This window comes from Bradyrhizobium sp. Kon37, from assembly GCF_055807535.1.
This window is the reverse complement of sequence record NZ_JBVVOY010000076.1, coordinates 1-953: the sequence shown is the minus strand read 5'-3', so window position 1 is coordinate 953 and position 953 is coordinate 1. Positions and strand designations below refer to the sequence as shown.

The window sequence follows — 953 nt, the reverse complement described above, 5'->3', positions numbered from 1 at the left end:
CGGTCGAGGCCGGGCAGCAGGTGCAAACCGAGCAGGGTGTCGCGGTAGGTGCTGCGCGCCCAGCGGAGCTGTTGGCGCAGATACGGCAAGAGCGTGTCCGGGACCGCCGTGGCGGCGATGGCGTCCGGAACGTACTCCGTTCGGAACCCTGCCTTGAGCATGAGGATGGTCAGATGACGGTCCTCACCGAAGTCGCTGGGTTTTCCCCGGAAGAACTGCGTCTCGTATTGCTCGAGCAGCAACAGCAGCGCGGAGCGCCGGTACATGGCGCACGGCCCACAGCAGCACATGACGGCACCAAACCGCGTCTGCGCGGCGCGCTCCTCGTTGCAAGCCAACCAGTACTCCATGTCGATCAATCGGGTCAGCCAGCTGTCGTTTCGGTTGCTGGCCTTCAATTGGCCCATGGCCGCGCCGACGGCGGGATCCTGCATCTTGCGCACGAGCTTGCTGACCACGTCGCTGTCGATTTCCGTGTCGGAGTCGACGTTGAGCACGAGATCGCCGAATGAGCGGCGAATCGCTGCGATCTGCGCCTTGCGTTTTCCAACATTGCTTGGCAGCAGAATGATGGTGAATCTCGGGTCATACGCGTAGCTCGCGTGGACCGCGGCCACTGCGCCGACATTTGCCGAGCCGTCGTCGACCACGTAGACCTGCAATCGCCCTGGGTAATCCTGACTTGCGATAGACTTCAGGCAGGCCGCCAGCGTGCGCGGGTCCTCGTTGAAGCAGGGCACGATGACATCGACGCTGGGCAGAGCATCGGCGTCGACCCGGTCGTACGGCGGCAGTGGAGCGTCGCTTCGCAGCGCATAAAGCGCCTGCGCGCTCTTGTGGACGCTGGAGAGCAACGCGTAGGAGGCAACAGCAGCGGTGCTGATGGTGGCAAGCAGGCTCATGGGAATCGATCTATTCAGTGAGGTTGAGGAAGCGACCGGATTGCAAATCCA

At 63.0% G+C, this 953-nt stretch carries 1 protein-coding gene; it reads right to left on the bottom strand.

Features of this window, described 5'->3' with window-relative positions:
* On the bottom strand, nt 1-902 hold a 902-nt coding region (gene nodC / locus AC0L3J_RS37080; protein WP_473350385.1), incomplete at its 3' end, for a chitooligosaccharide synthase NodC.
* Nucleotides 903-953: the final 51 nt, after the last annotated feature.